Genomic DNA, 25764 nt, shown 5'->3' with positions numbered 1-25764 from the left:
ATGCAAATTACGACTCCTGATATTGGTGTAGATAAAGCAACGGTCGCTGAGATTTTAGTGAAAGTCGGCGACACCATTAGCGTTGATGACAGCATTGTGTTGTTAGAGTCTGACAAAGCCTCTGTTGAAGTGCCAAGCACTTCGGCAGGCGTGGTGAAAAGCATTGCAGTTAATCTGGGTGACAGTGTTGCTGAAGGTGCTGTGCTGATCGAGTTGGAATCAGAAGGTCAAAGTACTGCTACCGCTGAGCCAGTACAAAATGCAACTGAAGACCAAGCAGTAGAACCAACTCCGGTTGTGGAAGCAGAACAAGCTGCAGCAGCACCTGTTGCAGCCAATGCTACTCAGTCGCAAAGTATCGATGTGCAAGTCCCTGATATTGGCGTAGAGAAAGCTACGGTGAGTGAGATTTTGGTCTCTGTTGGTGATGAGATTGATGTCGATCAAAGTATTATCGTGGTGGAATCAGACAAAGCGACAGTCGAAGTTCCAAGTACTGTATCAGGCCGTATCGAATCGATCACGATCAGTGCTGGCGATGTAGTGAAAGAAGGCGTAGTGATTTTAACTGTGAAAACGGCGGCTTCATCTGCTGCGGTTGCATCGGCTGCTGTGCAAGAAACTGCACAGCCTGTTGCTGCACCCATTGTCGCAGAAGCAACACCAACGCCGTCTACGGCTGCGGCGTCTGGGCCTGTAGAAATTGCAGTGCCTGACTTAGGTGTTGATAAAGCAGCAGTGGCTGAAATTTTAGTCGCTGTGGGTGATGTGGTTGAAAAAGACCAAAGTATCATCGTGGTGGAATCAGACAAAGCAACGGTAGAAGTACCAAGCTCTACCGCTGGTAAAATCACCGCGATTCATGTTCAGTTAGGGCAAAGTGTCTCTGAAGGCGTCGCTTTAGTGACGATTGAAGCCGAAGGTCAAGCTGTTGCAGCACCTGCACCAGCGCCAGCAGCGAAACCTGCACCAGCTGTAGCACAGCCTGCGACAGTTGCACCTAAAGCTGAAAGCAAAGTTGAAGCAGCAGCACCGCAACCACAAGGCGCAGATAAGCTCACCAAAGAGCAAAATGCTGCCAATGCCAAAGTGTATGCAGGTCCGGCCGTTCGTAAGCTTGCACGTGAATTAGGTGTGGTTTTGGCAGAAGTCAAAGCATCTGGCCCGCATGAGCGTTTAATGAAAGAAGATTTATTCGCTTATGTAAAAACCCGTTTGACCACTCCGCAAGTTGCACCTGCAGCTCAAGCTGTGGCACAGGTTTCAGGCTTACCGAAATTGCCAAGCTTTGATGCTTTTGGTGGTGTCGAAGAGAAAGTTTTGACACGTTTACAACAAGTGTCGATTCCGCAATTGTCTTTAAACAATTTTATCCCGCAAGTGACGCAGTTCGATGCTGCGGATATTACCGATCTTGAAGCTTGGCGTAATGACTTAAAAGCCAACTTTAAGAAAGAAGGTATTGGCTTAACCATTATGGCCTTCATCATCAAAGCAGTGGCTTACTTGTTGAAAGAAGAGCGTGAATTTGCAGGTCATTTGTCTGATGATGGCAAGTCAGTATTGTTACGCAATGAAATCCACATGGGGATTGCCGTGACAACGCCTGATGGTTTGACCGTGCCTGTACTGCGTAATCCAGATCAAAAATCGATTAAGCAGATTGCAATTGAGCTGGGTGAACTGAGTCAAAAAGCACGTGACAAAAAACTGTCGCCGAAAGATCTACAAGGTGCGAACTTTACCATTACCAGTCTGGGTTCAATTGGTGGTACGGCATTTACACCGCTGGTTAATTGGCCACAGGTGGCGATTTTAGGTATTTCACCTGCAACTATGCAGCCGGTGTGGAATGGTGAAGGCTTTGATCCACGTTTGATGCTGCCGCTGTCATTGTCATACGATCACCGTGTAATTAATGGTGCGGATGCTGCACGTTTTGCCAATAAGCTGACGAAGCTGCTCAAAGATATCCGAACTTTATTGATCTAATCTGACCTGTTTAAGTTTCAAAATGAACCCTGCTTTGGCAGGGTTTTTTTATGGCGTCGTGGTGGTGGACTGACAAAGCCAATCAGGAAGTTCAATGGGTGAAGGGTAGAGCTTTAATGCTGAGTTTGCATTGAGGTTATAAGTGAGTGGAAGCGTACGATGTGGGTGCGCCGTCGACCAAAGCTTATGTCGTAAATGTTCAAAGCGTTGGAAGTCTTTTAAAAATAAGCCCTAAAACTTTTCATAATGCCCCAGTTCTTGTACATGTTGATACGCATGTGTTTGGCCCTGTTGGTGCTGGAAGTCATAGTCCATCAGCCAAATACGCTGCGGTTGAAAGAGATGTGCGAGTGAATAGGCTTGAAGGCCGCAATTATTACCATACACAAAGTACGGTGAATGAAATAACTCCGCTTGCGTATCGATGCGCACGGTTTTGAAGTTAATCACTTCATGTTCAGGATATGGACGGTTGTGACCTAAACCACATCCGCTAATGATGTCACCTTGAAAGCAGGCTTTGAGCATGGGTTGATAGTGTAACCACCACGCATAATCTGAATGATGGGCAATTTGAGCCTGAGGAAGTTGAAGAAAACTTTGATTACAGCAAATGATTAGCAGCTTTTTTGAGGGCTGAATGGTGGTTAAGTCAAAACTGAGCTGAGACGGGCCGCCTGCAATGATTAATACATCCTGCACATGCATATAGTGTTGAATAAATTCTTGAAATTTTTGATTATTGTTTTGCATATCAAATTGAGTCATCGAAAATTAAAATTGCGAAAACATGCATTCCTCGCTAGAATAGCATTACTTCATTGGGGAGTAGCCGCTTTTTACGCAAAGTAAAAAGGTGATGGTCAACATATTTGCTCTAAAACGAGCATGGTCATCATAGCAAAGAACCAAATGAGCTCTTCGTAGCTTTCTTTTGTTGGCAAGACCTTTGATTTATCACTCTGCACATTGGCTAGCAGGAGGGATAAGTCATCGGTATATGTTATTGCTAGCCAGAGAAATGCACCATGTTAACCGCTTTCTTCATTTCCCTTGCTGTTGTTGCCCTGTCAGAAATGGGCGATAAAACACAATTACTTGCCTTACTGCTTGCTGCACGTTTTCGTAAACCCGTTCCGATCTTAATTGCAATTTTCCTCGCGACTGTGGTGAACCACGGGGTTTCTGCTGTGCTGGGTCAATGGATTACCACTGTTTTAAGTCCAACCGTTTTATTGTGGATCGTTTCTCTGGGCTTTATTGCTATGGCGGTGTGGATGTTGATCCCCGATCAATTGGATGATGAATCTGAAAGTATCAATAAGTGGCAAAAATATGGGGTTTTCGGCGCCACTTTCGTTTTGTTCTTCTTGGCTGAAATTGGAGATAAAACCCAAATTGCCACTGTTGCACTGGCTGCACGCTTTGACAGTATTGGCTGGGTGACTTTGGGGACGACATTAGGCATCATGTTGGTTAATGCGCCTGCGGTATTTATTGGGAACAAGCTAGCTGAAAAACTACCGATTTCACTGATTCATAAAATTGGCGCCTTGGTATTCTTGGTGATTGGTTTGGCTGCGTTGGCACAACACTATTTATTTTAAATAATGATCTCACCATATTAAAAATACATGAAATCCTGAGTTAAAAACTCAGGATTCTTTGCCAATAAATGAGACCCAATTCACTGATATTTCAGATAATATTGACTTAATATTTATTGTAAGTTTCCCTAAATAAATATATGTTATTCACCTATAGAATCTATTTTTTTTGATAAAAAATTTGGGGAATGGGAATGGCTTTCGAACGCACAACATCACAGGTACTTTATGATGATGGAAAGCATAAATGTATTAGCTTTACCAGCTTGGTAAAAGGCGAGGGCGTACAGGCGAACCAGTTCCTGATTTTGGATAATGAGCGCGCAGCGGTGCTCGATCCGGGTGGTGACTTGACCTATGTCCCACTGACTATGGAACTGAATAAATATACCCGTTTGACCAATCTTGACTATGTGATGGCCTCGCATCAGGACCCAGACATTATTACCTCGATGCCGCGTTGGTTGGTTTATACCGACGCCAAAGTGGTGGCATCTAAGCTGTGGGCGCGTTTCTTACCGCATTTAAACTCTGCATTTATGAGTGACCGGATGAAAGGCAACTGGTTGGATCGTCTGATCGAACTGCCAGATCATGGTCAGGTGATTCCATTAGGCAACAGTCATTTGGTGGCTGTTCCTGCACATTTCCTACATTCGGTTGGTAACTTCCAATTTTATGACCCGATTGCCAAAATTTTATTCTCAGGGGATATGGGCGCATCTATGGTGGATGATGCCTCTAAACCTTTAGAAAATTTTGCCGCTCATATTCCTAAAATGAAAGGCTTCCATCAGCGCTACATGTGTTCGAACAAAGTGATCCGTCTGTGGGTCAACATGGTACGGACGATGGATGTGGAAATGATCGTACCGCAGCACGGCACGCCATTTATTGGTAAAGAACAGATCAACCAATTCTTAGATTGGATCGAAACCTTGCAGTGTGGTGTCGATTTAATGGATGAAACAGTCTTTACTTGCCCAGTATAATGACTTGAAAATTCAGAAAAAATAATTGAGTTTGCAGATAACATTTTTTAGTATTTTTCGTCCATAAAATAAGCTTTTAGATGACGAGAATAGATAAAAATGTTGTCTCAAATACCGACTCAGGATGCATGTTTAACCTGTGGAGCATGTTGTGCCCACTATCGCGTTTCTTTTTATTGGGCAGAAGGGCTGAATATGCCCGAACATTATACTGAGCCGGTTAATGCCGTGTATTCATGTATGGCGGGCACCAATCAAACACAGTCTCGTTGTATCGCTTTGGGTGGGAAAATTGGGCAAGCAGTGAGTTGTAGGGTGTACGAGGCTCGGAGTTCCACATGTAAAAGTGTGCAGATAGCTGATGAGCAATGTAATAAAGCACGCATCGCGCATCAAATGATTCCATTGATCAGTATTCCACTGCATGACGCTGAAAATGATGAAGATTTCGATCAAGTCAGTTAAGGCTTTAGTTCCAGAATAAATTTATTGAAATTAAGCGGTAGAGTCTTCGGATTCTGCCTGTATTGAACAAGTTGCTGACTAACCCTCAGTGTATTCTTGCTGAAAACAGCATATTCGATGGTTAATATTGAAAACTCTGTAAAGAATTGCCGCAATTAAAATGAAAATTGAACGGAAATTTGTATATAATGGCTCACGGAAATTACCAGCGAGACTGTTATGTTGACCATCGTTCAAGAAGCCCTAACCTTTGATGATGTCTTATTACTCCCTGCCTATTCTACTGTTCTCCCAAAAGATGTCTCTCTTAAGACACGTTTCACACGTGGCATCAATTTGAATATTCCACTTGTTTCTGCTGCGATGGATACTGTGACTGAATCACGTATGGCAATTGCAATGGCGCAAAACGGTGGTATCGGTATCCTGCATAAAAACATGGATATTGCTGCACAAGCTGCAGAAGTTCGCCGCGTGAAAAAATTTGAAGCAGGTATGGTGAAAGACCCAATTACCGTTACACCAGAAACGACTGTACGTGAGCTGATTGCTTTAACTCAAGCAAATAACATCAGCGGTGTACCAGTGGTGAAAGACGGTCAAGTGGTGGGTATTGTTACTGGTCGTGACACTCGTTTTGAAACCAATCTTGAGCAACCTGTTAGTAACATCATGACAGGTCATGATCGTTTGGTGACTGTTCGTGAAAACGAATCAAAAGAAAATATCCAAGCATTACTTCAAAAACACCGTATTGAAAAAGTCCTTGTTGTAAATGACAACAACGAACTGAAAGGTTTAATCACGGTTACTGATTTCCGTAAAGCTGAAAACTATCCAAACAGCTGCAAAGATGACTTAGGTCGTTTACGCGTTGGTGCTGCAGTTGGTACAGGTGCAGAAACACCAAGCCGTGTAGAAGCATTGGTAGAAGCGGGTGTTGATGCGATTGTTGTTGATACTGCACATGGTCACTCTGCAGGTGTAATTGAACGTGTACGTTGGGTTAAAGCCAACTATCCACAAGTTCAAGTGATTGGCGGTAACATCGCGACTGGTGATGCAGCTCTTGCATTATTAGATGCTGGCGCAGATGCAGTGAAAGTGGGTATTGGCCCAGGTTCAATCTGTACTACACGTATTGTGGCTGGTATTGGTATGCCGCAAATCTCTGCGATTGACAGCGTTGCCAATGCACTGAAAGACCAAATTCCATTGATCGCAGACGGTGGTATCCGTTTCTCTGGTGATATGGCAAAAGCGATTGGTGCAGGTGCGAGTACCATCATGGTAGGTTCATTGATGGCGGGTACTGAAGAAGCACCAGGCGAAGTTGAATTCTTCCAAGGTCGTTACTACAAAGCTTATCGTGGTATGGGTTCATTGGGTGCGATGGCAGGTGCAACAGGTTCTGCTGACCGTTATTTCCAAGACTCAAAAGCCGGTGCTGAAAAACTTGTACCAGAAGGTATTGAAGGTCGCGTACCGTACAAAGGCCCAATGGGTAACATCGTTCATCAAATGATGGGTGGTTTACGTTCATCTATGGGTTATACCGGTTCTGCGGTGATCGATGACTTACGTAAAAATGCACAGTTTGTCAAAATTACTGCGGCAGGTATGTCTGAATCTCACGTACATGACGTGACTATTACTAAAGAAGCACCAAACTACCGTGTTGGTTGATATTTAGTAGCTTTTAGCCGAAAAGGCCGTCATTAATATGACGGCCTTTTTGTTTTTGGTGTAAAGTATTTGCAGTAAAAAGTGATGATTAAGATCACCATTAAGAAGTGAGTACAACATGAGTTATTTTGGTACAGATGGCATTCGTGGCAAATTCGGTGAATTGCCTATTACCCCTGAATTTGCATTAAAACTAGGATTTGCCGCAGGTAAAGTATTAAAACAATACAGTAAAAAAGCAAAGCCCATCGTTGTACTAGGTAAAGATACCCGATTATCGGGCTATATTTTAGAGTCAGCATTACAAGCCGGTTTAAACGCAGCAGGTGTTTATGTTCATTTGCTGGGTCCATTACCTACACCCGCAATTGCCCATTTAACCCGTGCATTACATGCCAGCTTAGGCATCGTGATCTCGGCGTCGCATAACCCTTATTTTGATAATGGCATTAAGTTCTTCTCGAGCGAAGGTAAAAAATTGCCGGATGAAATTCAAGAAGCTATTAACAAAGAACTTGAAAATGACTTGGTGATCGAAGACCCAGCAAACTTAGGTAAAAGTGTGCGTGTGAAGGATGCCAATGGTCGTTATATCGAGTTTTGTAAATCAACCTTCCCGTACCATTTTGACCTGACAGGCTTAAAAATTGTGGTGGACTGTGCCAATGGTGCAGCCTATAGCGTCGGTCCTTCGGTATATCGTGAACTGGGTGCAAAAGTGATTGCGCTGTTTAACGAACCGGATGGTTTGAACATCAATAAAGACTGTGGTTCGACGCATCCTGAGTTTTTACAAAAAGCAGTTGTTGAACATCAGGCGGATTTAGGGATTGCCTTTGATGGTGATGCTGACCGTGTGATTATGGTCGATAAAAATGGTCAGCAAATTACCGGTGACCATATTCTCTATATTTTAGCCACTCAAGCGAGTCAAAAGCCTGCGGGTATCGTGGGTACCGTGATGAGCAATATGGCGCTTGAAATTGCTTTAGATCAAGCCAAAGTGCCGTTGCTTCGTGCCAAAGTTGGTGACCGCTATGTTTTACAAGGCCTAGAAGAAAAGGGCTGGGTAACGGGCGGTGAGCCATCAGGTCATATTCTGACTTTGGACAAGAGCACCACAGGTGATGCGATCATTGCTTCACTTCAGGTGTTAACGGTGATGGTTGAACAAGGTAAAGCCTTACATGAATTGGTGGAAGGTTTTGAATTATTACCAAACGTTCTGGTAAATGTTCGCTTGGCTGCGATGTTTGACCCCTACGCCGTACCTGCACTGGTGAGCGAGTTTGAAAAAGCTGAAGCGCAGCTCAAAGGACGCGGTCGAATCTTGATTCGTAAATCAGGCACAGAGCCGGTGATTCGAGTCATGGTTGAAGGTAATGACCTTGAAGAAGTCACCGCATTGGCAAATCATTTGGCCGATGCTGTTCGTGCCAATGCAGCTTAAATCAAGAGGGGAAATTGCATGAATGATGTGATTAAGGACTTAAGTGAACTGCGTTTAACTTATCAAAAAGGTGAGTTGCATGAAGATCAGGTGAACCGTGATCCACATGAGCAGTTTTTATTATGGTTTAACCATGCCTTAGAAGCACAATTGCATGAACCCTATGCTATGTCTTTGGCGACGGCAAATGCCCAAGGTCGTCCGCACGTGCGGACGGTCTTGTTGCGCGGTGCGACCCATGCAGGTTATGACTTCTACACCAACTATGACAGTCAAAAAGGTAACGATCTGCTCAATAATCCTTATGCAGAGTTATTGTTTTATTGGCAAGAGCAGGAACGTCAAATTCGGGTCAGTGGTCGTGTGGAAAAGATATCTTCAGAAGAATCTACGGATTATTACCATAAACGACCGCGTGACAGCCAAATCGCAGCGCACATTAGTACTCCACAAAGTGGTGTTATCGCTAGTCGTGAAGAATTACAACAGCGTTTCCAAAATTTGCATGATCAAGTGGAAAGCAAAGACGTTTTGGAGAAACCTGAGTTTTGGGGCGGCTATCGTTTAGTTCCGGATTATTATGAATTTTGGCAAGGCCGTCCGAATCGTTTACATGACCGCTTGAGTTATAAACTACAGGATGGTCAATGGGTTCTACAGCGACTGATGCCATAAATGTCTAAACTTTTAATTCAACAAAGACCCTATTTGACGCGCCCTGAAGATATTCAGGGCGTTGCCCCGTTTATTGCTGATTTATTGGCACGTCGCGGGGTTTCTTCCGCACAAGAGCTGGAATTTAAGCTTAAGCACTTACATGCGCCAAACTTAAAGGGTTTAGAGCAAGCGATTGAAATAATCGATCAAGCAATTGATACTCAAAAGAAAATCGTCATTGTGGGTGATTATGATGCCGATGGTGCAACCAGTACTGCATTGATGGTCTTGGCACTGCGTGACATGGGCGCGGATGTTGAATATCTGGTTCCAGATCGTTTTAAGTATGGTTATGGCCTGACACCCGCCATTGCTGATTTGGCCTTCGTGAGCTTTACACCAGATGTGCTGATTACGGTCGATAATGGTATTTCGAGCCATGCTGGTGTAGCGCAGGCACAGGCACATGGTATGCAGGTGATCATTACCGATCATCACCTGACCACAAAGGAAACACCACTAGCAGAAGCGGTGGTAAATCCGAATCAGTTCGGATGTGAATTTCCAAGTAAAGCCTTGGCTGGCGTAGGTGTTGCATTTTATGTGTTGGCAAATTTGGCCAGTATGCGTAAAAAAAATGCTAAATCCACAGCCAACCTCAGCCAATATTTGGACTTGGTGGCCTTAGGCACTTATGCCGATGTTGCAAGTCTAGATCTGAATAATCGGATTTTGATCGATGCTGGTTTGAAGCGGATACAGCAAGGATTATGTCGTCCAGGGATCAGTGCATTATTGGATATCGCTGGTCGTGATCCCGCACAGTTAAAAGCACAGGACTTGGGCTTTGTAGTTGGCCCACGACTCAATGCAGCTGGGCGTATGGAGACTATGGATATTGGGATTGAGTGTCTGATTGCGGCGGATTTAAGTACGGCTTATCCGATTGCGCAGCAGTTGAATCAACTCAATATTGAAAGACGCCAAGTCGAAGGGCAGATTAAACAGGAAGCTCTGGCTGAGTTAGAACATATTCAGCTTGATCAGGATAACTTACCTGCAGCCTTGATCATGTTTGAACAGCATTGGCATCAAGGGGTGATTGGGATTGTTGCAGGGCGTTTGAAAGAACAATTCCATAGACCTGCAATCGTCTTTGCTGCAGATGAAGATGGCGTACATATTAAAGGCTCTGCGCGTTCTATCGAAGGTATTCATATTCGAGACAGTATTGAGCGTATTGCTGAATTACATCCGCATTTGGTCAGTCATTTTGGTGGACATGCAGCCGCAGCAGGACTAACCATTCAAAAGCAGCATTTTTCTGAATTTAAAACCGCTTTTGAAGCACTCATCGCTGCGCAAGATGAAAGTTTATTTCAGGCCACTATTTGGACAGATGGCGAATTGCCCGATTCGGCCATTAATGTCGAAACCGTGGATCTTCTGCAAAATTTAAGTCCATGGGGACAAAAATTCCCTGCACCGGTCTATGAAGGCCTATTTAAAATTTTAGATTATCGTTGGTTGAAAGACCTACATTTGAAATTAAAACTTGCTTTAGATAATGGTTTAATGGTGGACGCAATTGCATTTAATGCGGCAGAAAAATATGAATTTAATCCTATGCAAGATAAAATCCGCTTGGTCTACGAACTCGATAAAAATGAATTTAGAGGAAATGTCAGTGTTCAATTGAGAGTTTTACACTTGGCTCAATAAATTCCATTTTTACAGGCAAATAAAAAACCGCTCAGAAGAGCGGTTTTTTTTATGGTTTTGACTTCAATGGATTAGAAGCGGTATTTCGCTGCTACACCAAATGAATTGTAGTCATTGTTGCCAACTTCACCGAAACCAACACGACCTTCAAGGCTCACTTGTTGGTTGAAGAATTTACGTGCATTGATCCCTACTTCGTTACGATCAGTGACATCGTTGTTGTAGTAGTCAGCACCAACACTGAATGTTTTGTCGATGAAGTAATCCGCTGCTAGATTGAATTCATCTAGATCACCGAATGCTGCACCCGCTTCAAGGTTGATGTCTTTACCATTGCTTAAAGTTGTTACGTATTTAGCACGTAAAGTTGGATCTACACCATCATCATCATCGTTATCCCAACCTTTCACACCAACTGCAACTAAGAAGCCTGGTGCTGGAAGATAACCGACTTCAGCACCGTAGTAAGTTGTATCGTTGTCTACTGTGCCAAATGGAGTGTCAACTTCGACATTATTACGGCTTACATCACCAGATACATAGAAATCTGAGTTTGGTACGAAATATTCGATACCAACGCCATAAGTATTGTCGTCAACATTGCCACGGTCAGCGAAAGTTGCATGTGCATTTACGTTACTTGCACGGTTTAAGAATGCAGCTTCTGCAAGAGGAGCGTTACGCGTTTGAACAGGGTTGAAGTAATAAGTACCGGTTACACCAAATTCACTGCCAGAGCTTCCATTATCTGGGTCGATGTAACCAGCTGAAGCGCCCACTTCTGCTTGATAAGCATGAGCTGTACCTGTAATAGCAAGTGCAGAAAGAAGTGCTGAAGCAATTGCGAGTTTTTTCATGGAAACTACCCCTCTAAATTGTTTGGCTAAATTTAATACATTTTTTGTTACAAGTTTTAGTCTAGAGAATTTTTAAAGATGGTCAATCGCTGCAAAGTTGCAGAACTGTGTATTCGGTAATTTTATGTAATTTTAATTATTTAAGGTATTGAAAAATATATAATTATTATTAATGTTTTGTTTTATTAAAACTGTGTAGATATTATGAATTTGTAGATTATTTGGTCAACAACTGGACTTTTTTTAAAGTAAATATTACATCGAAAAGAAAAAAGCACCTCAAATTTGAGGTGCTTTTTTAATGCACATTCCTAATTCAAACGAAATTAGAAACGTAAAGTTGCATTGATGTTGAACGCTTGAACGTCATCACCAAAACCAACTTGACCACCGATTGCTAGGTTCGGGTTAAGGAAGTATTTTGAACGGATAGCGAAGTAATCCGTGTCTTCATCACCATCATCTTCGATGCTATAAGCAGCGCCAACGCTAAATGCTTGGTCGAAGTAGTAGTCTGCACCAATCGTAACAGCATCTACATCACCAAAAGCACCATCTGCTTCAAGGTTGATGTATTGACCATTGTTCAACGGCGCAACATATTTTGCTTTTACAGCAAAACGGTTGTCTTCGTCTTCATCATTGTCGCCTTGATAGCCATCAATACCTGCAGCAAGTAATAGGTTTGATACAGGAAGATAACCCACTAATGCACGGTAAGTAGTCACATCGTAGTCTTCATCATAAAGAGTTTGACCAAATTCAGTTTCTTTTTGATTGTATTGACCAAGACCAATTTCACCATTGATATAGAATTGATCGACAAAATATTCAATACCTGCGGTTAAGTGGTGAGTATCAGATTCAAGTTTTGAACCAAAAACTTCATTACTTTCCCAAGTGTTATATGAATAACCAAGATAGGCATTGCTGTTATGACCTAGAAATGCAGCTTCATTTAATGGACCATTACCAGTTTGTACTGAGTCAAAATACAAAGTACCTTTTAGGTTGAATGTATTATCAGTATCAGTAAAATCATCATCCCAATCTGTATAAGTAAAACCGCCATCAATTTGCGCATCATAAGCAAAAGTTGATGAAGTGATAACAGCTAATCCTAGTGCAAGTAATGTCTTTTTCATAAAACCCTCGAAACATTATTGTTGTAAATAAAATGTAATAAATAGTAACGCGAGCGTATTGTTCATATTATGTGCATTGAAGTCAATGATTTGGATGATCAATCTGGCTGAAACTGTGCAAATGCTCTGTGATATAATAGGCGGCTATTTAAGCCAAATTTTTTGATTGAGAGTAATTCACGTGGAAATTAATCCGTATCTATTACAGCTAAAAGACTTAAACGACCGTGGTCAAACATTACGGGGGTATCTTTGACTACGATCTGAAAAAAGAGCGTTTAGAAGAGGTTCTACGTGAGCTGGAAGACCCAGCAATTTGGAATGATCAAAGCCGTGCGCAAGCAATGGCAAAAGAAAAAGGTGAACTCGAAAACGTCATTAACGTGCTCGAAGGGCTTTCAACTCAACTAGAAGATGCCCAAGCGATGCTGGATCTTGCGGTTGAAGCAGAAGAAGAAAGCTTACTTGTGGATGTGCAAGCAGAGTTAACTTCAGCGGAAGCAGAACTTGCGAAATTAGAATTCCGTCGTATGTTCAGTAATCCGATGGACCCGAACCCATGCTATGTCGAAATTCAAGCGGGTTCTGGTGGTACTGAAGCACAAGACTGGGCATCGATGTTACTACGTATGTATCTACGTTGGATTGAACGTCATGGCTTTAAAGCAGAAGTGATGGAAGAGTCTGATGGTGATGTGGCAGGGATCAAGTCTGCAACGATCCGTGTAGAAGGTGAGTATGCATATGGTTGGTTACGTACAGAATCTGGCGTACACCGTTTAGTCCGTAAGTCACCTTTTGACTCGGGTAACCGTCGCCATACTTCATTCTCAGCGGTTTTTGTATCGCCTGAAATTGATGACAATATTGAAATTGAAATCAATCCAGCTGATGTACGTACTGATACCTATCGTGCATCTGGTGCGGGTGGTCAGCACATTAACAAAACAGACTCTGCGGTACGTTTAACTCACGCTCCAACAGGGATTGTGGTGGCATGTCAGAACCAACGTTCACAGCACGCCAACCGTGACCATGCTTGGAAACAGTTACGTGCAAAATTGTACGAACTTGAGATGCAAAAACGTAATGATGCGGCACAAGCGTTGGAAGACACCAAGTCCGATATCGGTTGGGGCAGCCAAATTCGTTCATACGTTTTAGATGACTCGCGTATTAAAGACTTACGTACCAGTGTGGAAAGTTCAAACACCGGCGCGGTACTTGATGGTGATTTAGATAAGTTTATTGAAGCCAGCCTCAAACAAGGTTTGTAATTTAAATTTATATAGAAAACAAAGTTCTATCTGTTTTTGATCATCATATCTAAAAAAATCGATATAAAAATCGAAAAAATACGATATAGTGTATTCAAGATGCTGAATAGAACTTTGTTGTCCAAATTTTTATTTAATTAAACCCGTTTAAATTATGGATATTGATTTAATTTTTAAAGCACTTGCCAATCCGACTCGACGTCAAATCTTGGAATGGTTGAAAACACCAGAACAGTTTTTGTCAGAAGAACAATGTGGCGGCTTTAATCGTGGTGTATGCGCTGGCAATATCGAAAAACTCGGTAATGTTTCGCAGTCTACGATGTCTAATCATTTGTCTGTGTTACAACAGGCGGGCTTAATTCAAGCCGAGAAATATGGTCAATGGTCGTATTTCTCACGCAATGAAGAACTCATTCAGCAATATATCGATTATCTGCAAAACTCACTTTAAATCGTATTTTACATTTGAAGTGTCAGGCGAGACATATATGGCTGAACTTAATACTCCTCTCATTTTGGGTGATTTACACCTCAAAAATCGCGTTGTAATGGCGCCACTAACCCGTAGTCGTGCAACCATTGACCGTGTTCCAACGCCGATGATGGCTGAATATTATGCACAGCGCGCAAGTGCTGGATTAATCATTTCAGAAGCAACAGTCATTTCAGAAGCAGCTAATGGCTATTTGCAGACGCCGGGTTTATTTACCGATGCTCAAGTTCAGGGCTGGAAATTGGTGACCCAAGCCGTACATGAACAGCAAGGTTTAATTGTGGCACAATTGTGGCATGTCGGACGTGTCTCACATCCCGATCTTTTGAATGGTGATACACCAGTTTCTGCCAGTGCGGTACAACAGGCGGGTTATGTCAGTCTGCTTCGCCCAAAACGCGAATATGTCGTGCCACGTCCATTAGAGATTGCAGAAATCAAAAGCATTGTAGAACAATACAAACAGTCTGCGATCAAAGCCAAAGAAGCGGGGTTTGATGGTGTGGAATTGCATGCGGCCAATGGTTATTTGATCGATCAATTCCTACAAAGCAAAACCAACCTACGTGAAGATGAGTATGGTGGTTCTGTCGAAAACCGCGCACGTTTATTGCTTGAAGTGGTGGATGCGCTGATTGAAGTGTGGGGGGCTGGTCGTGTAGGTGTGCATCTTGCGCCGCGTGGTGATGAACACGACATGGGCGATCATGATCCACGTGAAACCTTTGGCTATGCCTTAGAGCAGTTGGGGCAGAGGAAGATTGCATTTTTCTTTACCCGTGAATATCTGGCGGATGACAGTATTAGTAATTATCTGAAACAGCGCTCAAATGGTGTGCCGTACATTGCCAATATGCGTTTAAGCCGTGAAGATGCTGTTGATTTATTAGCCTCAGGTAAAGCCGATGCGGTATCTTTTGGTAAAGCTTATATTGCCAATCCAGATTTGTTTGAACGTTTGCTGGCGAATGCTGCACTGAATGAATTGCAGTTGGAAAACATGATTGGAACAGATGTTGCCGAAGGCTATATTGATTATCCAAGCATGAAAAATAAATTTGGTTCAGGTCGTTCAACCTATTAATCGACACTTGAATACGCATTATCCATTAACATGTGGATAATGCTCTGATATATTCTGCCGATTCAAACCGTTTTTGAGCGTAATAATTTGACTACTCCTTTTTGGTATAACGCAGCTTTGGCGCTGATTAAGCCGCTATATCAATGGCGCATCAAAAAACGTGCTGAAGATTTCCAACTATATCAGCAAGAGTGTCTTGAGCGCTTTGGGCCATTTCAGCCGGTTAAAAACCGCGATGCAATTTGGTTTCATGTGGTTTCCGTAGGAGAAACCAACGCTGCACAGCCGCTGATTGAACATTATCTCAAAGCAGGTCATCCGGTCTTAGTCACCAATACCACCAAAACCGGACAAGCGCGTGCGAAACAATTATTTTTAAAAGCACCGTATGAATCACTGTTTCAGGCCGTGTATTTGCCGGCAGATCAAAAAAAATTAGTCCGTCGTTTTATCGAAAAATATCAACCGAAAATGTTGGCTCTAGTTGAAACTGAACTCTGGCCAAATTTGATGATTGAAGCCGATCAGGCCAACGTTCCGTGTTTATTAATTAATGCCAGATTATCTGAAAAATCGGCGAAGGGTTATGGCAAAGTCCTGAGTTTGACGCAGCCGATGCTAAAGAGTTTGAAACAATTATTGGCGCAAGATCAGGCAACTTTAACGCGATTTATTGAGTTGGGTGCAAACCCGCGTACCAGTCAAGTCGTGGGAAGTATCAAGTTTGATATTCATGCGCCTGATAGCTTTGTGCAACAAGCAGCGCAGTTGCGTCAAGATTGGGCTTTACAAGAGCGTAAGATCATCACCATTGCCAGTACGCATGCACCAGAAGAACAAAAACTGCTCGCGGCACTGCAGCCGATTTTGCAACGACAGCCTGAGCTGTTATGTGTCGTCGTACCACGTCATCCTGAACGCTTTGATGACGTTTTTGTAGAAGCGCAGAAACTGAATTTACGTACACAGCGCCGCAGTTTAAAGCAAACGATTCAGCCTGAAACGCAGGTATATTTGGCAGATAGTATGGGTGAATTATGGCTTTGGCTGGCACTGAGTCAGGCGTGCTTTGTCGGCGGTTCTTTAAATGAACCGGGCGGTGGACATAATATTTTGGAGCCTATCGCGCTGCATGTCCCGACAGTATTAGGTCAGCATTATTTTAATTTCCAAACCATTGTGGATGAATTTGTAGCAGCCCATGCGGTTGTGGTTGTGCAGGATTTTGAGCAGGCGGCCAGTGCATTGGTTGAGATCATTCAAAATACTGCGAAAGCGCAGGCTTTAAATGATGCAGCGCAGCTGATTATGCAAAAAAATACTGGGTCGCTGCAAAAGCATATTCAGGTGATTGATCAGTACCTTTAAGTTTTAATTTTGCGATACATTAATTTTTATTAGGCAAGTTTTATCACGGCCTTATTTTATGGTGATCGTTGAACATCCTATTCGTAGGCATAATCTACTTTTAAAGGATTAAAAGTAGCAAAAATCCTCTGTACGCTGAAGGTACTTCCTGTACCTCAGCGCACAGGCGACATCCATGTCGCCTGTCCTCAATGACATATGCTTTGCGTGAATTGATATGGTTATTTATGAACATCGTCTTGCTTGATCCTCGTCAAACTGAATCTGAACTTTGGAGTATTAGCGCCAAACGTCAAATTGAGCATTTAAAAAACCATGTGAATATACAGGTGGGCGATACACTCAAAGTCGGTATTCGGGAAGGAAGACGCTATTTAACCCAAATCGTCAGTATCAGTGATGAGCGCATTCAACTTAAACCCTTACAAGAAGAAGAAGTACCTGCAAAGCATCCGGTGACTTTAATTGTGGCAATGCCTCGTCCGAAAGTGTTGCGCCGTCTGATCATGGATGCAGTCACTTTAGGTGTAGAAAAAATCATTCTGCTGCACAGTTATCGCGTGGATAAAAGCTATTGGCAGACACCATTTTTACAGCAGCTCGATCACTATGTGACGTTGGGTTTGGAGCAGGCAGGTGACACCATTGCGCCCAAAATTGAATTGTATAAACGCTTTAAACCCTTTGTGGAGGATGTTTTGCCGAGCATGATCTCCTCGGCCTATCCGGCTTATGTGGCGCACCCTTATGTCGAAGATGTGATGCCTGCAGGGATTCAACATGGATGTACGATCATTATTGGGCCTGAAGGTGGATTTATCCCTTACGAGGTCGATTTACTCATAAAAAACGGTTGCCAAGCAGTCAGCTTAGGCAACCGAATTATCCGGACAGAAACTGTGATTCCGTACGTTTTAGGGCGATTATTTAGCTGTTGACGCTTCTGTCTCAGCTTGATCACCACGGTAAACTTTAACTTCCTGTACAGGGTAAGGAATTGAAATACCATTTTGATTGAATGCTTGGATAACGTGTTCTTGCACTTCACTGATCGAGTTCGCAGTGGTGGTTTCTGTGGTATCTACCCACCAACGGACATTCAGATTGACTGAGAAATCAGCCAAAGCATTCACGTTTACGGTAAACGCAGGTTGGCTCAAAATCGTTGGGTCTTTGTCCAAAATAGCCAAAACAATGTTTTTAGCTTTTTGAATATCATCTTCATATCCAATACCCACCACAAATTCACAACGACGACGTTGATAAGCGGTATTCACCGTTACCGCACTGGTGTAAACCGTCGCGTTTGGAATCACGATACGACGACCATCTGGAGAGCGTAGGAAGGTTGCACGGATCTGAATATCTTCAACAGTACCTTCCATTCCTGACACAATAATGTCATCACCGATTTTAAACGGTTCACCGAGGAGAATCAAAATACCCGACAGTAAGTTCTGGAAAATATCTTTAAACGCGAAACCGATTGCGACCGAACCAATCCCCAATGCACTCATGAGCTGACCCGGTGTGAAACCTGGGATCGCAATGACCATTGCAATTAGGAAACCGAAGAACATAATGGCTGAGCTACCCACACGGTTCAGGACCAAAACTAGATTTTGTTTTGAGTAAGAACGGTCAGTGAGCGCTTTACGAACAAAGAATCTAAAGAGTTTAGACAGTAGATAGAAGATCGTAAAAACAATTAATGCGATACAAATATATGGCAGGCGTTCCCAAAATCCATCGACAAATTTATCGATCGTTGAGTATGCGTCATTATATTTAGAGGTATGTTCCAGCACTGTTTGTGCGGTTTTTTCTGTTGCCTCTTGCAAAAGTTGAGTCGTGCCTTGAGTGACATCACTCAAGGCATTTTCTTTTTCAGCCACGAGTTTTCCAAATGTTCCGGTTTTTCGCTATTTTGCCTGAAATTAGTGGCGAAAATAACCCTCATTTACAGGCTTGCGAACAGATGTATCAAAATTCAGACAGGCTCAAATTCGGTTAGTGGCTTAGAAATATTCAGTGCCTTGTTGAATGATTTCTGTTGGCGATTCAATTTCTCCGCTACCCATCATATACGAGGTGATGCTACCTGTAGCCAAGAGCGACAAGACACTGATTAAAATCATCAACCATGCCAGAATTTTTTCCCAAACGGCTGCAGGGCGTGGCGCGCCGTATTGATTTACGGTCGGTGTGCCTGAGGCCAATAATAAATACAGGATAAAGAATAGATTGATCACGGGGATAAATAAAAGCAGTAGCAACCAACCGGCTTTATTGAGGTCATGCAGTCGACGGACGACAAAGACACAATAAAAATAAATGTAAAGAATCATAATCGCCAAATAGGCGAGGCCAGATATCCCAGTGAATATACCAACAAATTGCTCATTTAACGCCATGGTATTGATGTTGAAAATACCCACGGCAAGGCTTAAAGCGATTATGGCAAAAAAGCTGATGATATTGAGAAAGCCATACCAACCAATCATGCTCAGTCGACCAAAACGTCCATCAGGTTTCAGGGGATTATCCGATGTAGTGGTCGTCTGACGGGAAAAGAAAGAAGAGTCATTGGTGTTCATGATCGGATCAACTCAACGTATATGAAAGAATAAAAAAGCGGAGTGCTGAGTAAAATTACCTTTGCAGTATAGGTTTAATTGAACTGGTCAGATACTGAATTAAAACATGTTTTTGTTGAAATTTTGCTTATAGATGTGCTTTAAATGGGAAAGAATAATACGACCAAAGCATGATTGCTGCGATTAAAAATTAATCGTCATACTGCTGTGATGCAGGAATTATAAAAGTAGAAATGTGGCATGGCATCTCGTGATGAGATGAATCAGATCAAGGAAAATACAATATGAAAGAGATCTATCCAGTACCTGAAAGTTTTAAAAAAACCGCGCGCATCAATGAGTCGGAGTACTTTGAGCGTTATCAAAAATCGATTGAACAACCAGATGAGTTTTGGGCGGAGCAAGCGCAAAAGATCGATTGGATCAAACCGTTTACCCAAGTTAAAAATACCAATTTTAAGCAAGATGATTTCAAGATTGAGTGGTTTGCTGACGGTGAACTGAATGTCAGTGCCAACTGTCTCGATCGACATTTAAAAGAACATCCACATAAACCAGCCATTATTTGGGAAGGAGATCATCCTTCACGGCATAAAATTATTTCTTTTGAAGAACTGCATGATGAAACTTGCCGTTTTGCCAATGTGTTGAAAAAACATGGTGTGGGCAAAGGCGACCGTGTGGTGTTGTATATGCCAATGGTACCAGAAGCGGCAATTGCGATGTTGGCCTGTACCCGAATTGGTGCTGTACACTGCGTAGTTTTTGGCGGTTTCTCACCAGACTCATTGGCAAGTCGTATCGATGACAGTCAGGCGAAAGTCGTGATTACTGCGGATTGTGGGATGCGTGGTGGTAAGCCCATTCCACTCAAAGAAAATGTCGATCTTGCACTCGACATCGAAGGCACATCTTCGGTTCAAAATGTCATTGTGGTGCACCGTACAGGTAACCCGATCGAAATGAAAGCGGATCGTGATTTGTGGTATCACATGGAAATCATGTCGGTTAATGATATTTGTCCACCTGAACCCATGAATGCCGAAGACCCGCTGTTTATTTTATATACATCAGGTTCAACTGGAAAACCGAAAGGTGTATTGCATACCACGGGAGGCTATTTAACCTATGTGAATTGTACTTTCCGTGAAGTTTTTGACTTAAAACAAGATGATGTGTTTTGGTGTACCGCAGATGTCGGATGGATCACTGGGCATTCATATGTATTGTATGGCCCATTGTCGAATGGTACTACGACCGTGATGTTTGAAGGGGTGCCGCAATATCCAAGTTGGGCACGCACGGGACATATTGTCGATAAACATAACGTCACCATTTTATATACGGCACCGACTGCAATTCGCGCCATGATGCGAGAAGGCGATGCCTTTGTCCGAGAAAGTGACCGCAGTAGTTTACGTTTATTGGGATCGGTGGGTGAACCCATTAACCCAGAGGCATGGAATTGGTACTACACCGTGGTAGGTGAAAGCCGCTGTCCAGTGGTGGATACATGGTGGCAAACAGAAACGGGTGGTTTCATGATTACGCCATTGCCGGGAGCAACTGATTTAAAACCGGGTTCAGCGACGCGTCCATTCTTTGGTGTACAACCTGCGATAGTGGATGCTGAAGGCAATGAGCTTGAAGGCGCCGTAGAAGGCAATTTGGTGATTAAGGATTCTTGGCCGGGACAAATGCGAACCATTTGGGGTGATCCTGAGCGCTTTATTGAAGCCTATTTCTCCACTTATCCGGGGACGTATTTTACAGGTGATGGCGCACGTCGTGATGAGTCTGGCTACTATTGGATTACGGGCCGTGTGGATGACGTCTTGAACGTTTCAGGGCATCGATTAGGAACGGCTGAAATTGAAAGTGCGTTGGTTGCGCATGATGCTGTGGCAGAGTCTGCGGTGGTGGGTATGCCGCATGATATTAAAGGACAGGGGATTTGCGCCTTTGTCACCCTACAAGCAGGTACAGCTGAGACGGATGAGTTACGTCAGGAACTGGTGGCTTGGGTACGAAAAGTCCTTGGACCAGTGGCAACGCCAGATGCACTGCATTGGGCGCCAGCCTTACCAAAAACCCGTTCTGGTAAAATCATGCGCCGTATTTTAAGAAAAATTGCGGCCAATGAGCTGGACTCTTTAGGCGACACTTCGACCTTGGCAGAGCCTCAAGTGGTTGAACATTTGATTGCGACGGTTTATCCGAAGGCATAAGCAACTTGAGCGTGAGTGATAGCGTTCTGATGAAAGTTCACTATCGCTCATGCGATGGGTTATTAAGGCAATATTTAACGTCCTTTCCCCTAGAAATGTTGATTAGGATGAGGTGACGTTCATGATGCATTTTATCCATCGTACATACGATGGATAACAAAGACCAAGCCATGAGTCGCCTGAATGTTGGTGACTTAGATTTCATAAGATATAGATTTTACAGATATAGACTGCAGGCATTGAGATAAGCTGAATGCCTGCGCTTTGTTAAGCTAAAACGGTAACAGAATAATCAGATAGACATATGAACGCTTCAACTCCATTGACTCAAGATCCAATCGATATTGCCCAAAAACTGGCGGCAGAATTTGCCACCACGGCTGCTCAGCGTGATAAGCAGGGGGGAAATCCCAAAGCTGAACGTGATTTGATTCGTCAAAGTGGTTTGCTTGCACTGTCCATTGGACAGCAATATGGTGGACAGGGTGCAGATTGGCAGACGATTTTTAAAACCATTCAAACCATTGCCCAAGTGGATAGCTCATTGGCGCATGTTTATGGTTTCCATCATTTATTGATTGCAACCGTACAGTTGTTCGCGCAGCCAGAGCAATATGGCCCATGGTTTGAACAGACTGCACGTGAGCATTTATTTTGGGGCAACACCTTAAACCCTTTGGACCGTCGTACGACAGTGACGCAACTGTCTGAACATGAATATGTGTTTCATGGCGATAAAAGTTTTTGTTCGGGTTCCATGGATTCTGACATTTTGCTGTGTTCTGGGTTCAATGATGACGGAAAATTATTGATCGGGGTGATTCCTACAGCACGTGAAGGCGTCAGTTTTCTCGGCGATTGGGACAATATGGGACAACGTCAAACCGACAGTGGAAGCAGTCATTTTGAACAGGTAAAAATTTCCAAAGATGAATTACTACTGAACCCGGGGCCTTTGAGTACGCCGTATTCCAGCTTGCGTCCATTGATTGCACAGTTGATCTTTGTGCATTTGTTTTTAGGGGTGGCAGAAGGAGCTTTTGAAACAGCAAAACAGACGGTTCAAAACCAAAAGGCGTGGTCAAAATCATTGGCTGAAAATGCAGTGAATGACCCATTTATTCAAAAGCATTTTGCTGAGTTTTATGTGCAATTAGAAAGTGTACGTTTATTGGCAGATAAAGCGGTTCAGCGTTTGCAAGGGGCTTGGGAGATTGGTGAAGCTTTGACGGCGGAACAACGTGGAGAAGTCTCTATTGCGATTGCAACAGCCAAAATTGCAGCCACCAATAGCTCGCTGTACATTACGCAAAATATTTTCCAAGTGATGGGTGCACGTGCCACGACGGCCAAACTGAATTTAGACCGCTTCTGGCGCAATGTGCGTACCCAGACCCTGCACGATCCGATTGATTATAAATATCAGGAAGTTGGTGAATGGGTGCTCACAGCCAAAGTGCCAGATCCAAGTTTTTATTCTTAAACGTATATTGCAAATGAGCCAATAAAAAGCCTCCGTTTTGGAGGCTTTTTTGCAATGTGCTGTCAGTCGATTTTAACGCTGATGAATATTTTCTAAGGTATCGACTAAGGTTCGCGTTGTTTGATCAATTTCATAATTCACGGCATCACCGACTTGGACATCTTTCCATGTAGTGAGGCGCAGTGTTTCAGGAATGAGATCGATTGAAATTTCACTATTGGCACGATCAACACGGTTCACAGTCAAACTGCAACCATTGAGTCCAATAAAACCTTTGAGAAAGAAATATTTAATATTGCCTGCCGGAATGTGAATATCGAGATGAAAGGTTTCCCCACGATGCTCTAAGTTTTTGATCGTGGCTGTGCCTTCGATATGACCATAAAGATTGTGACCACCATTTTCTGCGCCAACTTTGGCTGAGCGTTCGACATTGACCTCATCACCGGCCTTGAGAGCTTTTAGCGTGGTGAGTTGATTGGTCAAATCTGAGACATCAAAATGTACTTGGTTGGCTGCCAAATCAATATGTGTGGCCGTTAAACACACGCCATTAATCGCCACACTTGCCCCGATAAAGACATCATGAAAAAAATTCTGATGATTTGAAATCACCAAGGTTGTGAAGCCATTGCCTTGACGAATGTCTAAGACTTTTTCTAAACCTTGCACGATGCCTGTATACATGTGAGCGTCTCTAAAATGATTTGCGTTTTCTGTATTGTAGGGACAAAACGACCGATCGGCTATGCCTTAGAGTGACCATTTCAGTACAGCGTTTTGATCCCTAGCAGTTCGATCTTGGCAATGGCCTACAATGCTCGGAAAGTTTCAATTGCAGCTAAGCGAGACTGCTTTAAATCGACGATCGGTTGAGGGTAGTTCAATTCTAGTTGAGGATTTTTGGCAAAGGGTTGGTGAATTTGTTTTGCATCCAAATCTGCCAGTTCAGGTAGCCATTGACGTAAATAATCCCCGTTCGGATCAAATTTCTGAGATTGGCTGATCGGGTTAAAAATCCGAAAATAAGGTACAGCATCTGTACCCGTCGAGGCGCACCATTGCCAACCGCCATTATTGGCTGCTAAGTCACCATCGACAAGGTGCTGCATAAACCATTGCTCCCCCAACCGCCAATCGATCAGTAGATTCTTACTGAGGAACATGGCACAAATCATCCGCACCCGATTATGCATCCAACCCGTAGCCAGTAGTTGACGCATCCCTGCATCGACAATTGGAATGCCTGTCTGACCTTGCTGCCATGCAGCCAAGTCTTGTGGTGCATTGCGCCATTTTATTTTTAAGGTTTTGGTTTGAAACGGCTGGTGCTGAGATACCTGCGGGTAGTCAAATAAAATGTGTTGGTAAAATTCACGCCAAAGTAGCTCATCGAGCCACGCTTGTTGCCCTCTGTGGTCGATCTGGAAATAGCCACCTTGTTCACGAAACAGAGCTTGCAGACATTGGCGAATAGACAAGATGCCCAAGTTGAGATACATGCCAATTCGACTGGTAGCATTGAGCGCTGGATAGTCCCGATCATCAGCATAACGACTCAGATGTTGTTCTATAAATTCATCTAAGCACTGCTGTGCATGATTTTCCCCAATCGGCCAAAGCTCGATTTGAGCTGCTAACAGCCCTGCGGGATAAAAAGGACGAAGATCGAATTCGGTTTGCCACAGAGGATGCTGGGCGAGAGCCGTTTGGGCTTCGATCGCAGGATAACAACTGGGCACACTGATGCTCAATTTCTCGTAGCAATTTTTCTTAAATGCACCGAAAACTTGATAAGGATGTCCAGATAGATTGCGAATACTGCCAACAGGAAACAGGGTGCGGTCATGGTACAACTCGACAGAGATCTGCTGCTGTTCTAATAACTGTTGTACTTGGCGATCTCGTTGGAGTTCATTCACACCGTGTTCAATATGTGCATGCACAGTGTGTACATTGAGCTGAGTGCATATGCTTAAAAGCTCAGTGGCGATGCCTGACCAATCCGGAATATGCTGAATAATCAGTGGAATATTTAGTTCAGCCAATTGCTGTCGCAAAAGTTCCAGCTGGGCAAGATAGCGATGGATTTTAACGGGGGCATCATCATGCCTTGCCCATTGTTCAGGAGAAAGCGCAATAAAGGCAACCGTTGGACCAGACTGTGTCGCCTGCCACAGTGCGCTATGGTCATGTCGTCTTAAATCTTGTCGAAACCAAACCAGTTGCATGTTTATTGCCTCTTGTTTTGTTGGAAATATCACAGGAATTATGAGGTGTCTATTGGTGGTAAAACCATCTAAAAAATATCGATTTTAATAAAAAACCATATAATATCTATGGTTTAAGTTAACCGATTGCGCACAATTCTGTCAGCTTAAGCGTACAAGCAACGAAGTTTTTGACGCTAGGCGCACTTTTAAATTTTACCTAAGATTAACTTATACAGGAACAGGACGTTCCGGAGCATAAAACAATAACAAAGTGTTCACCATCAGGACTGTGAAGCAAGACAGGAGTCATGCTTAAGTATGTCTTGTCCTGAAATAGATTGACAGTATTCCACTTCAAACCGAGTTAAGCAATTAGCTCGGTTTTAGTTTGCTCATACGTCTGATTCGGGGTGTTCATATTTAAACTTAAATGTGGTCTATAGCA

22 protein-coding genes and 1 riboswitch are annotated in these 25764 nt (G+C 43.2%); of the genes, 15 read left to right on the top strand and 7 right to left on the bottom strand.

From position 1 onward, the window contains the following. On the top strand, positions 1-1992 hold the full coding sequence (locus FTU37_RS11550) for a 2-oxo acid dehydrogenase subunit E2 (RefSeq protein WP_168379404.1): 1992 nt from the start codon (positions 1-3) through the stop codon (positions 1990-1992). 231 nt (positions 1993-2223) lie between these two features. Here the strand turns inward: FTU37_RS11550 and FTU37_RS11545 are convergent, their stop codons facing one another. Beyond that, on the bottom strand, positions 2224-2745 hold the full coding sequence (locus FTU37_RS11545) for a hypothetical protein (RefSeq protein ID WP_168379405.1): 522 nt from the start codon (positions 2743-2745) through the stop codon (positions 2224-2226). A 58-nt stretch (positions 2746-2803) separates the two neighbouring features. Then, positions 2804-2946: riboswitch (yybP-ykoY riboswitch) on the top strand. Between the two features lie 74 nt (positions 2947-3020). Here FTU37_RS11545 and FTU37_RS11540 point away from each other — a divergent pair. From FTU37_RS11540 to recJ, 7 genes are all read left to right on the top strand, one after another. Next, a complete protein-coding gene (locus FTU37_RS11540) occupies positions 3021-3599 on the top strand; it encodes a TMEM165/GDT1 family protein (RefSeq protein WP_078190565.1) in 579 nt (192 codons plus the stop codon). 194 nt (positions 3600-3793) lie between these two features. Continuing rightward, positions 3794-4591 (top strand): MBL fold metallo-hydrolase, encoded by a 798-nt coding sequence (locus FTU37_RS11535; RefSeq protein ID WP_078190564.1) that lies wholly within the window; start codon positions 3794-3796, stop codon positions 4589-4591. Positions 4592-4690: 99 nt separating this feature from the next. Continuing rightward, the gene (locus FTU37_RS11530) at positions 4691-5056 is read left to right on the top strand and encodes a YkgJ family cysteine cluster protein (RefSeq protein WP_168379406.1); all 366 of its coding nucleotides are present in this window, start codon (positions 4691-4693) and stop codon (positions 5054-5056) included. A gap of 219 nt (positions 5057-5275) precedes the next feature. Continuing rightward, complete coding sequence (guaB, locus tag FTU37_RS11525) at positions 5276-6742, top strand: IMP dehydrogenase (protein ID WP_078190562.1); 1467 nt, start codon at positions 5276-5278, stop codon at positions 6740-6742. Between the two features lie 118 nt (positions 6743-6860). Continuing rightward, positions 6861-8192, top strand: a complete 1332-nt coding sequence (glmM, locus tag FTU37_RS11520; RefSeq protein WP_111884469.1) for a phosphoglucosamine mutase — start codon at positions 6861-6863, stop codon at positions 8190-8192. A gap of 18 nt (positions 8193-8210) precedes the next feature. Then, positions 8211-8867: a pyridoxamine 5'-phosphate oxidase gene (gene pdxH, locus FTU37_RS11515; protein WP_168379407.1), complete on the top strand. Its 657-nt coding sequence runs from the start codon at positions 8211-8213 to the stop codon at positions 8865-8867. Continuing rightward, complete coding sequence (gene recJ / locus FTU37_RS11510; RefSeq protein WP_168379408.1) at positions 8868-10571, top strand: single-stranded-DNA-specific exonuclease RecJ; 1704 nt, start codon at positions 8868-8870, stop codon at positions 10569-10571. Between the two features lie 71 nt (positions 10572-10642). Here recJ and FTU37_RS11505 read toward each other — a convergent pair whose 3' ends face one another. Both FTU37_RS11505 and FTU37_RS11500 read right to left on the bottom strand, forming a co-directional pair. Further along, positions 10643-11428 carry a putative porin gene (locus FTU37_RS11505; protein WP_180124386.1) on the bottom strand — a complete coding sequence of 262 codons (786 nt, stop codon included), beginning with the start codon at positions 11426-11428 and terminating at the stop codon, positions 10643-10645. 326 nt (positions 11429-11754) lie between these two features. Further along, positions 11755-12573, bottom strand: coding sequence for a putative porin (locus tag FTU37_RS11500; RefSeq protein ID WP_168379410.1), 819 nt, complete (start codon positions 12571-12573; stop codon positions 11755-11757). Between the two features lie 181 nt (positions 12574-12754). Between FTU37_RS11500 and prfB the strand changes: the two genes are divergently transcribed. From prfB to FTU37_RS11475, 5 genes are all read left to right on the top strand, one after another. After that, a protein-coding gene (prfB, locus tag FTU37_RS11495) for a peptide chain release factor 2 (protein WP_168379411.1) occupies positions 12755-13850 on the top strand; the annotation gives its coding sequence in 2 pieces (ribosomal slippage) (positions 12755-12826 and positions 12828-13850; 1095 coding nt in all). Between the two features lie 154 nt (positions 13851-14004). Then, positions 14005-14304 carry a helix-turn-helix transcriptional regulator gene (locus tag FTU37_RS11490; RefSeq protein ID WP_078190555.1) on the top strand — a complete coding sequence of 100 codons (300 nt, stop codon included), beginning with the start codon at positions 14005-14007 and terminating at the stop codon, positions 14302-14304. Positions 14305-14341: 37 nt separating this feature from the next. Next, the gene (locus tag FTU37_RS11485; RefSeq protein ID WP_180035436.1) at positions 14342-15430 is read left to right on the top strand and encodes an alkene reductase; all 1089 of its coding nucleotides are present in this window, start codon (positions 14342-14344) and stop codon (positions 15428-15430) included. Positions 15431-15517: 87 nt separating this feature from the next. Continuing rightward, positions 15518-16798, top strand: a complete 1281-nt coding sequence (locus FTU37_RS11480; protein ID WP_180124385.1) for a 3-deoxy-D-manno-octulosonic acid transferase — start codon at positions 15518-15520, stop codon at positions 16796-16798. A gap of 227 nt (positions 16799-17025) precedes the next feature. Continuing rightward, complete coding sequence (locus FTU37_RS11475; protein ID WP_180124384.1) at positions 17026-17736, top strand: 16S rRNA (uracil(1498)-N(3))-methyltransferase; 711 nt, start codon at positions 17026-17028, stop codon at positions 17734-17736. On the opposite strand, the gene FTU37_RS11470 is transcribed toward FTU37_RS11475, so the two are convergent. Together FTU37_RS11470 and FTU37_RS11465 are read right to left on the bottom strand one after the other, a co-directional pair. Then, positions 17722-18693: a mechanosensitive ion channel family protein gene (locus tag FTU37_RS11470; RefSeq protein ID WP_078193200.1), complete on the bottom strand. Its 972-nt coding sequence runs from the start codon at positions 18691-18693 to the stop codon at positions 17722-17724. The genes FTU37_RS11475 and FTU37_RS11470 overlap by 15 nt on opposite strands. Positions 18694-18816: 123 nt before the next feature. Further along, positions 18817-19395 carry a DUF805 domain-containing protein gene (locus FTU37_RS11465; RefSeq protein ID WP_180124383.1) on the bottom strand — a complete coding sequence of 193 codons (579 nt, stop codon included), beginning with the start codon at positions 19393-19395 and terminating at the stop codon, positions 18817-18819. A gap of 284 nt (positions 19396-19679) precedes the next feature. Between FTU37_RS11465 and acs the strand changes: the two genes are divergently transcribed. Continuing rightward, a complete protein-coding gene (acs, locus tag FTU37_RS11460; RefSeq protein WP_078190549.1) occupies positions 19680-21623 on the top strand; it encodes an acetate--CoA ligase in 1944 nt (647 codons plus the stop codon). Between the two features lie 304 nt (positions 21624-21927). Further along, on the top strand, positions 21928-23106 hold the full coding sequence (locus FTU37_RS11455; protein ID WP_168379415.1) for an acyl-CoA dehydrogenase family protein: 1179 nt from the start codon (positions 21928-21930) through the stop codon (positions 23104-23106). Between the two features lie 72 nt (positions 23107-23178). Here FTU37_RS11455 and FTU37_RS11450 read toward each other — a convergent pair whose 3' ends face one another. Together FTU37_RS11450 and FTU37_RS11445 are read right to left on the bottom strand one after the other, a co-directional pair. Further along, positions 23179-23793, bottom strand: a complete 615-nt coding sequence (locus FTU37_RS11450) for a riboflavin synthase subunit alpha (RefSeq protein WP_180022763.1) — start codon at positions 23791-23793, stop codon at positions 23179-23181. 125 nt (positions 23794-23918) lie between these two features. Continuing rightward, entirely contained in the window at positions 23919-25337 is a 1419-nt protein-coding gene (locus FTU37_RS11445; RefSeq protein WP_168379417.1) for a deoxyribodipyrimidine photo-lyase, read from the bottom strand. Positions 25338-25764 lie beyond the last annotated feature (427 nt).

The organism is Acinetobacter sp. YH12097, from assembly GCF_013419225.1.
GTDB lineage: Bacteria > Pseudomonadota > Gammaproteobacteria > Pseudomonadales > Moraxellaceae > Acinetobacter > Acinetobacter amyesii.
The sequence above is the reverse complement of the archived record's forward strand: the minus strand, read 5'-3'. Positions and strand labels throughout refer to the sequence as shown.